Genomic DNA, 8,014 nt, shown 5'->3' with positions numbered 1-8,014 from the left:
CTTCTAATACAGCTCTGTTTTCAACTTCCGAAACCCCAATAATTGTAGGACCACCTTTAATGTATTCTTCACCGATTTCGCTTATAACCTTCGACATGTTCGACAACTTTTTATAGTACTTTTCGGTATTCCACAAATTCTTTCCGTTTGGTAAAAATTCCGCATCGTTAGTGTTGGGCGAATCAATGGTGTCGAACAAATTTTCTAAATTATAATATGCAATAACAGCTACCTTTGTGTTGCTCTGACTAAACACAAATAATGGTGCCAATGTCAATAATATCAATAGGGTAACGAGTCTTGTAAAAATCATTTTAACGTAATTTTTTTGCAAATGTATGTGTTATTGAATAAATTATCAATATGTTTTTGTTAATTATTTTTTAACAATCAAGGAATAATTACTTTTTAACAGAATTGCTGTTATATTTAATAGACCACGTATTCATCTATTTACCAAAAAGTTTTATTGTTAATAAAAATATATAAGTCTGTTTGTTAATAAAAGACGATTACAATTAACATCATGAATAATAAAAATTAATATATATTTGCACAAATATTTAATGTCTTTATACTATGATATGCAATTTATTTACAAAATTTAAACAGCACATATCAAATTCGAAAATTTATTGTTTGTTTATTCTATTTGCAGTTGGTCATATTGGGCTGTATGCGCAAGGATATTCCGTTTCGGGTAGAGTTGTTGACGGCGAAACCGGAAAGTATATTTCTAACGCACAGGTAGAACTTAACAATATGTTCAATCTATCAAGTTCAGAAGGAGAATTTCAATTTGATAATGTGCTTTCGGGAGTTTATGAGTTAATAGTTTCGGCTCCTAATTATTTAACCGAACGAATAAGTTTTAGCGTTGACAACTCCAATGTTAAAATGGCAGATGTAAAGTTAAAATTTTCGGTTTTTGATCAGGGGATTGGTATAGGTATTAGCGATTTCTCCTTAGATGCCGATGATGAAGGCGGTAGCGATATGTATTCGGGAGTTTTAACAAGTACTTCCGACCCGTACTCGCAAGCTGCAGCATATTCGTTTAGTCCTATGTATTACAAGGTACGTGGCTACGACAACGAGTACCAGAACGTTTACATGAACGGCGTTTTGGTTAATGATTTGGAAACCGGTAGAGCCGTATGGAACGAGTGGGGAGGCTTGAATGAAGTTGTAAGAAATAAAATCACTGTAGATGATTTTACTCCTGTAGATTATTGCTTCGGCAACATTGGTGGAAGTACAAAAATTAATGCTATACCTTCCTTAATTCGCAAACAAACAAAACTCACACTATCGCGCTCAAACAGGTCGTACAACAATAGGGTTATGTTTACTTATTCAACAGGTATGATGGCTAATAATTGGGGAATAGTTGCAAGCGGGTCAAAGCGATGGAGCGAAGAGGGTAGGACGGAAGGTACTTTCTACGATGCTTACGCATGGTATTTAGGAGTTGAAAGAAAAATTAACAGTTCCCACAGCTTAGCTCTTGTTACTTATGGTTCTCCTTTCCGCAGAGGACAAAGTGCAGGTGTTATTCAAGAAGTGTATGACCTTGCAGGTTCAATCTACTACAATCCTAATTGGGGTTACCAAAATGGAGAAAAACGTAATGCTAGAGTTAGATGGAGCAATCAGCCGATGACGATGCTGGTACATAATTGGAATATTTCGGAAAAATCGAAGTTGCAAACTACAGCATCGTACACTTTTGGCAAGTTTGGTCGTACTCGTTTAAATTGGTATAAAGCACGCGATCCGCGTCCCGATTACTACAGATATTTGCCAAGTTGGGTTAGCGGACAAAATGAAGCTTTGGGAAATTATATAGCTCAGCAATGGGAAAATGATAACACTAAATTTACTCAAATAGACTGGGACAGACTGTATCAGCAAAATTATTTGGCTAATCTATCGGGCAAGCAGGCAGTTTATATTATCGAAGATGAAGTTACAGATCAAAACCAGTTTAATTTGGCATCGGTTTATAACTACACAACCAATAAGACTAAATCAACTGCAGGCGTAGAAATTATTAATTATTCGGCTAGAAATTATAAGGTGTTAAGAGACCTTTTAGGGGGAACCCATTGGGTTGATATAGACCAGTTTTCGGAACGTGATTTTGTTGGCGATAGCATAAAACTTCAAAACGACCTAGACAATCCTAATAAAGTAATAAAAGAGGGCGAAGAATTTGGCTACAACTACACATTAACCAATCGCAAGTACAATTTGTGGGCTATGCAACAATGGTTTTTGCCCCGATTTGATTTCTACGTTGGAGGTAATTTAGTATTTACTCAGTATCAGCGAGAAGGCTTTATGCGTAACGGTAGACAGCCTGAAAGATCATTAGGGAAATCGGAACTTATAAATCTTTTTACTTACGATGTAAAAGCAGGTGTAACTTATAAAATATCCGGAAGACATTATTTGTTACTAAATGCTATGGTTGGTGCCGATCCTATTAATTTACGAAATGTATATATATCGCCCAGAATTTCGGATGTGCTTTCAGCCAACAACTTAGTTACAGATATTATCAGTGCCGATATGTCGTACTTGCTAAGGTTTCCGAATTTAAACGGAAGGATTACGGTTTTTGAAACGTTTTTCCACAATCACAGCGAAATTATGCGTTTCTACCACGATGATTTGAGAACCTTCGTCAATATGTCATTAAGCGCTCAGGATAGGGTGCATCAAGGTGTTGAAGTAGCTTTGCAATATAAAATAAACAGCATGTTTACGCTTCAAGGTTCGGGCTCGTTTGGCAATTACAGATATACAAACAGAGCAAAAGCAACTTTAAATTTTGAAAACGGTTCTCAACCCGACACTTCGTGGATGGCTTACACAAAGAATTTCTACGTTTCGGGAACGCCGCAAATAGCTTCAAATATAACATTAAAGTTTAACAAAAACCGTTGGTTTGTTGAGGCAGGTGTAAACTATTTCGACAAAATATATTTGAGTTTCAATCCTGAAAGACGTACTTCGCAAGCTATTGCCGGTTTGGGCGAAGGCGACCCCTTGATAGACCAAATAACTCAGCAAGAAAAACTAAACGGTGGATTTACAGTCGATTTTTCAATAGGAAAATCGTTCAGAATTAATTCACGTTACCTATCAATAAATCTTAACGTCAGCAATGTGCTCAACAATACTTCTTTAAAATCGGGAGGTTACGAGCAGTTGAGATTTGATTTCGAAAATAAAAATATAGATAAATTTCCGCCAAGATATTACTATATGTACGGAACAAATTTCTTTTTTAACATAGCATTCAGTTTATAAATCTAAAAAAACATCAACATATATGAAAACGAAAAAAATATTATCAGCAATAGTAGTTGTTGCATTAACATTAGTGATGACTAACTCGTGTATTCAAGGTGAATTTGATAAGCCGCCAATTGATATACCCGAAGCTAACCTGACGGCAAATAAAACTATTGCCGAGCTAAAAACACAATTTAACACTAACTTAGATTCAATTTCGGAAGAAATTATTATCAAAGGTATAGTTGTGGCCAACGACGAGTCGGGCAACTTGTACAAAAAACTTGTTATTCAAGACGAAACGGCAGGTATAGAATTGGCGTTAGACAGAAATTCACTATATACCGAATATCGCTTAGGTCAATTGGTTTATGTAAAATGTCAGGGAATGTACATTGGAAAGTATGGAGGATTGCATCAGTTAGGATACGTTCACGAAAACAGCATTGGTAGGTTACCCGAAGCATATATCGACTTACATTTGTTCAGAGACAGCTTGCCTGGACCAGTTCCTGCACCTAAGGTTATTGCAATGAACGATAACAACATAAAATCTTATTTAAGCATGTTAGTTCAATTTGATGATGTTAGTTTTCCTGATGCAGGTAGTGTTTGGGCTACGCAAAGTGCTTCTGCAACCAACAGAGACCTTGTTGATAACAGCAACAATAAGATAATTGTTAGAACCAGCAAGTATGCCAATTTTGCAAGCTCTTTGATCCCGGGAGGTAAAGGCACTGTAAAAGGAATATTAAATATTTTCAACAACGATTTACAGCTTACTATCAGAGATACAAGTGATGTTTTAGGTTTTGTTCCGTTTGTGCCTGCATTTTTCGAAGAATCTTTTGCCGACGGCATAGGTAGTTTTATTGCGCATAGCGTTATTGGAACGCAGCAGTGGATACACGATGCAAACTATTCGTGCATGAAAATGTCGGGCTATCAGTCGGGTTCAAGTCATAAAAACGAAGATTGGCTCATTTCGCCTTCATTAGATTTGTCGGGAGCAAGCAGTATCGAAATCTCATTCGATCACGCAATAAATAAAGGAAGTTTAGCTAACCTACAATCAAATCATACTTTGTGGATTTGCGAAAACTATAACGAAAACGATTTTGCTGCAAACAATTGGCATCAGGTTACTATAGAAACTTATCCGGCAGGAAATAATTGGCTGTTTGTCAACACTACTGCAAACTTTAATTTACAGGGTAATATTACGAATTTGAGTAATGTGAGGTTTGCATTCAAATACTTGTGTTCCGACAGCGAATCGGCAACGTGGGAAATTAAAAACGTTAAGGTAAAGAAACAATAATATTCAATTTCTATGTTATTGGCACATTTTGCTAATATCATGGAGTTTATTGAAAAAACTGTTTTTATTATAAGAAAAAAACAATAAGTTTTTCTGAAATTGCCTTGCTACTTGTGGCAAGGCAATTTTTAAACATCTGTACAAAAATGAATATCTTAACACTAAAAAATACGACTATCGCTTTATTTCTGGTTTTTTTGTTTGTCCAAATAAGCGCATTTGCTCAGAGTTTGCCGCTTAACAATTTGCCTTATCCCGAAACCTATATTTGTTACAGGACAGACGACAGCATTATTATCGATGGCAAAATGGACGAAAAAGCTTGGCAAAAAGCAAAATGGACAAGCGATTTTGTTGATATTGAAGGAGATTTAAAACCTTTGCCATATCACAAAACCAATGTTAAGATGCTTTGGGACGATACCTATTTGTACATAGCAGCTTTTATGGAAGAACCGCATGTATGGGCTACTCTTACCGAGCGTGAGAGTGTTATTTTTCATGATAACGATTTTGAAGTCTTTATAGACCCCGACGGCGACACGCACGTTTACCTTGAACTTGAATTAAACGCTTTTAATACTCAATGGGATTTACTTTTGCTGAAACCATACCGCGATGAAACTCAAAATGTTGCAGTTGATAATTGGAATATTAACGGATTAAAAACAGCCGTATATGTTGATGGCACAATTAACAATCCTAACGATATAGACAAAGGCTGGTATTGCGAAATAGCCATTCCTTTTGATGCAATAGTTGAAGTCAATAATCACAATTCAATACCCAAAAATGGCGATATTTATCGTGTGAATTTTTCTCGTGTTCAGTGGATAACCGATATAGTTAATGGCAAGTACGTAAAACGTTCGACCGTTAAGGACGGCAAGAAAGTCTTACTACCCGAACATAATTGGGTGTGGTCGCCGCAAGGTGTTATTGCTATGCATCAGCCCGAAACTTGGGGCTATTTGCAGTTTTCCGATAAAATTGTAAGCGAAAACAATGATGAGCCAATCATTATTGACCCTGATTTTGAAGTTAAAAAAGCACTCAGACATTTTTACTATTCTCAGAAAGAGTTTTTCAGGCAAAACAAGTCATTCTTCGATGAAAGTAATGACATTTACAAGAAATTAATAGTTGGTGAACCTATTTTAAGAGACTTAAAATATTGCTGTTGCGAAAATTTGTACGTAGCTTCGCTTTTTAATGAAAAAACGGGCAATAATTGGAAAATTTCGCAAGACGGTAGAATTTGGATTGATAATAAAGACTAAATTTGCATATTATATTTGTCTTAAACTTATTTAAATGAAATTTAAAACCTTATTATTGTCTCTGTTGCTACTCATTTCAGGGTTTGCATTGTCTCAATCACGTCCGGAAGGCAGACTGAAAAAAACTTTTTCAAAAGCGGTTACAGAATATCAAAAGAAAAATTACGCTACCGCCATGAAATACGTCGATGAGATAATCAGCAAAAATGCCGATATTCCCAGCGTTTGGATGCTTAAAGGCGATATTTATTTCGATAGCCATAATTTTGACAAAGCCATAAACGCTTACGAAACAGCATTAAAGATAGATTCGGCTAATTTTAAATCGGCTTTATATATGACGGCACTTTCGTATTTCAACAGTGAGAATTACAAAGATGCAAAACAATATTTTCAAAACTATTTAAACTCCAATACCAACAAGCATTACGAAATAAGCGATAGTAAAAAAAAGATACCCATTTGTACATTTCGTGATAGTATAATCAACAACGCTTTACCTGTCGAAATCGTGAATATTGGTAGTAATGTTAATACCGATGGTTACGAATACGTGAATGCACTTAGTTTAGACGGCAGTCTCATGTATTTCACAAGAAAGGGAGCAGACAAATATGCAAATGAAAGTTTTTTCAAATCTTATTCAAGGACTGATGCAGACGGCGATACAAGATGGCAAACTGCTATCGAAATCGGCTATCCGATAAATACCGACGGAAACGAAGGTGCATTATGCGTTTCGCCCGATGGTATAACAATTATTATAACTTGTTGTAGCAGAATTGATTCGTATGGTAGCTGCGATTTGTATTTTTCAAATAAAGATGGAAAATCCTGGACTGAACCCATTAATTTAGGCAGAACCATAAATAGCAGAGCTTGGGAATCGCAACCGAGTTTCGCTGCAGACGGCAAAACCTTGTATTTTGTATCAAACAGAGCAGGCGGAGTTGGCGGTGCCGATATTTATGTATCGAAGATGGATGATAAAGGATATTGGTCGGAACCAAAAAATTTGGGAAATACTATAAACACCAAAGGCGACGAGTTTTCACCACATATTCATCCCGACGGAAAAACTCTTTATTTTTCGTCAGATGGACACATGGGAATGGGTCAGTTCGACCTTTTTGTTACCGAATTACAACCCGACGGAACATGGTCTAAGCCGGTAAATTTAGGTTATCCGATTAATACTAACGGCGACGAAATAAATATTATTTTAAATGCAGCAGGCGATTATGCTTATATGTCGGCACAACGTGCCGATACTTATGGCAATACAGATATTTACAGGGTGAAATTGCCCGAATATGTCAGACCGCAATACATTGCTTATATTAAAGGAAAAGTTATAGACAAAAAAACTCGCGAACCTTTGTTGGCAAATTTTGAAGTAATTGATATGCAAAAAGATTCGGTTGTGGTATCTTCGTGGTCGGATAAGGTTTCGGGAGAATTTATTTTTTCTTTACCTGTCGATAAAAGTTACGCACTTAACGTTAATTGCAGAGGTTATTTGTTTTATTCGCATAATTTTACTCCGCAAGCTGATTTGTCGACAAACAAAGACAGCATTATGATTGTTGAACTCAACAAAATTGTAAAGGGCGAAAAAACAACTCTTCGTAATATATTTTTCGAATACGATAAATACGATTTACTACCCGAATCGGAAGCCGAACTTAATAAGCTTTTGTTGTTTTTAAATAATAATAGCAGCGTAAAAATTCAAATTGTAGGTCATACCGACGATGTCGGCAGCGATGAATATAATTTGAAACTATCTGAAAACAGAGCCAAAGCTGTATATCAGTTTTTAATTGATAGAAACATTGATAGCAGCCGAATATCATACAAAGGTATGGGTGAGCAAAACCCAATTTACGACAATAGCACCGAAGAAGGCAGAGCAATGAACAGAAGAACGGAGTTTATTGTTGAGTGAACGAGTTGCGAGTTACGTGTTACGTGGTTCGGGGCAATTATCAATCTTCAATTAGCAATTAGCAATTATTAATTGCTAATTGTTCATTGTTCATTGCTAATTGCCAATAGCTAACGGCCAACGGCTAACAGCTAACAGCCAACGGCTTAATTATTCAAACCT

At 36.1% G+C, this 8,014-nt stretch carries 5 protein-coding genes; 4 read left to right on the top strand and 1 reads right to left on the bottom strand.

The window, feature by feature from the left end; genetic code table 11:
• On the bottom strand, positions 1 to 313 hold a 313-nt coding region (locus PHP31_02895; protein ID MDD3738222.1), incomplete at its 3' end, for an endonuclease/exonuclease/phosphatase family protein.
• A 326-nt stretch (positions 314 to 639) separates the two neighbouring features.
• Here PHP31_02895 and PHP31_02890 point away from each other — a divergent pair.
• The 4 genes from PHP31_02890 to PHP31_02875 all read left to right on the top strand — a co-directional run bounded on the left by PHP31_02890 (position 640) and on the right by PHP31_02875 (position 7,852).
• Positions 640 to 3,318 carry a carboxypeptidase-like regulatory domain-containing protein gene (locus PHP31_02890; protein MDD3738221.1) on the top strand — a complete coding sequence of 893 codons (2,679 nt, stop codon included), beginning with the start codon at positions 640 to 642 and terminating at the stop codon, positions 3,316 to 3,318.
• A 22-nt stretch (positions 3,319 to 3,340) separates the two neighbouring features.
• On the top strand, positions 3,341 to 4,624 hold the full coding sequence (locus tag PHP31_02885; GenBank protein ID MDD3738220.1) for a DUF5689 domain-containing protein: 1,284 nt from the start codon (positions 3,341 to 3,343) through the stop codon (positions 4,622 to 4,624).
• 146 nt (positions 4,625 to 4,770) lie between these two features.
• The gene (locus tag PHP31_02880) at positions 4,771 to 5,904 is read left to right on the top strand and encodes a carbohydrate-binding family 9-like protein (GenBank protein MDD3738219.1); all 1,134 of its coding nucleotides are present in this window, start codon (positions 4,771 to 4,773) and stop codon (positions 5,902 to 5,904) included.
• 34 nt (positions 5,905 to 5,938) lie between these two features.
• Entirely contained in the window at positions 5,939 to 7,852 is a 1,914-nt protein-coding gene (locus tag PHP31_02875; GenBank protein ID MDD3738218.1) for an OmpA family protein, read from the top strand.
• Positions 7,853 to 8,014: the final 162 nt, after the last annotated feature.

Source organism: Lentimicrobiaceae bacterium, assembly GCA_028697555.1.
Taxonomy (GTDB): Bacteria; Bacteroidota; Bacteroidia; order Bacteroidales; family UBA4417; genus UBA4417.
This window is presented reverse-complemented; position numbering and strand designations above follow the sequence as displayed.

Bases quoted from the DNA above. Each gene is read 5' to 3' on its own strand.
- PHP31_02885 (MDD3738220.1), top strand. From the start codon at position 3,341: ATGAAAACGAAAAAAATATTATCAGCAATAGTAGTTGTTGCATTAACA.
- PHP31_02880 (MDD3738219.1), top strand. From the start codon at position 4,771: ATGAATATCTTAACACTAAAAAATACGACTATCGCTTTATTTCTGGTT.
- PHP31_02875 (MDD3738218.1), top strand. From the start codon at position 5,939: ATGAAATTTAAAACCTTATTATTGTCTCTGTTGCTACTCATTTCAGGG.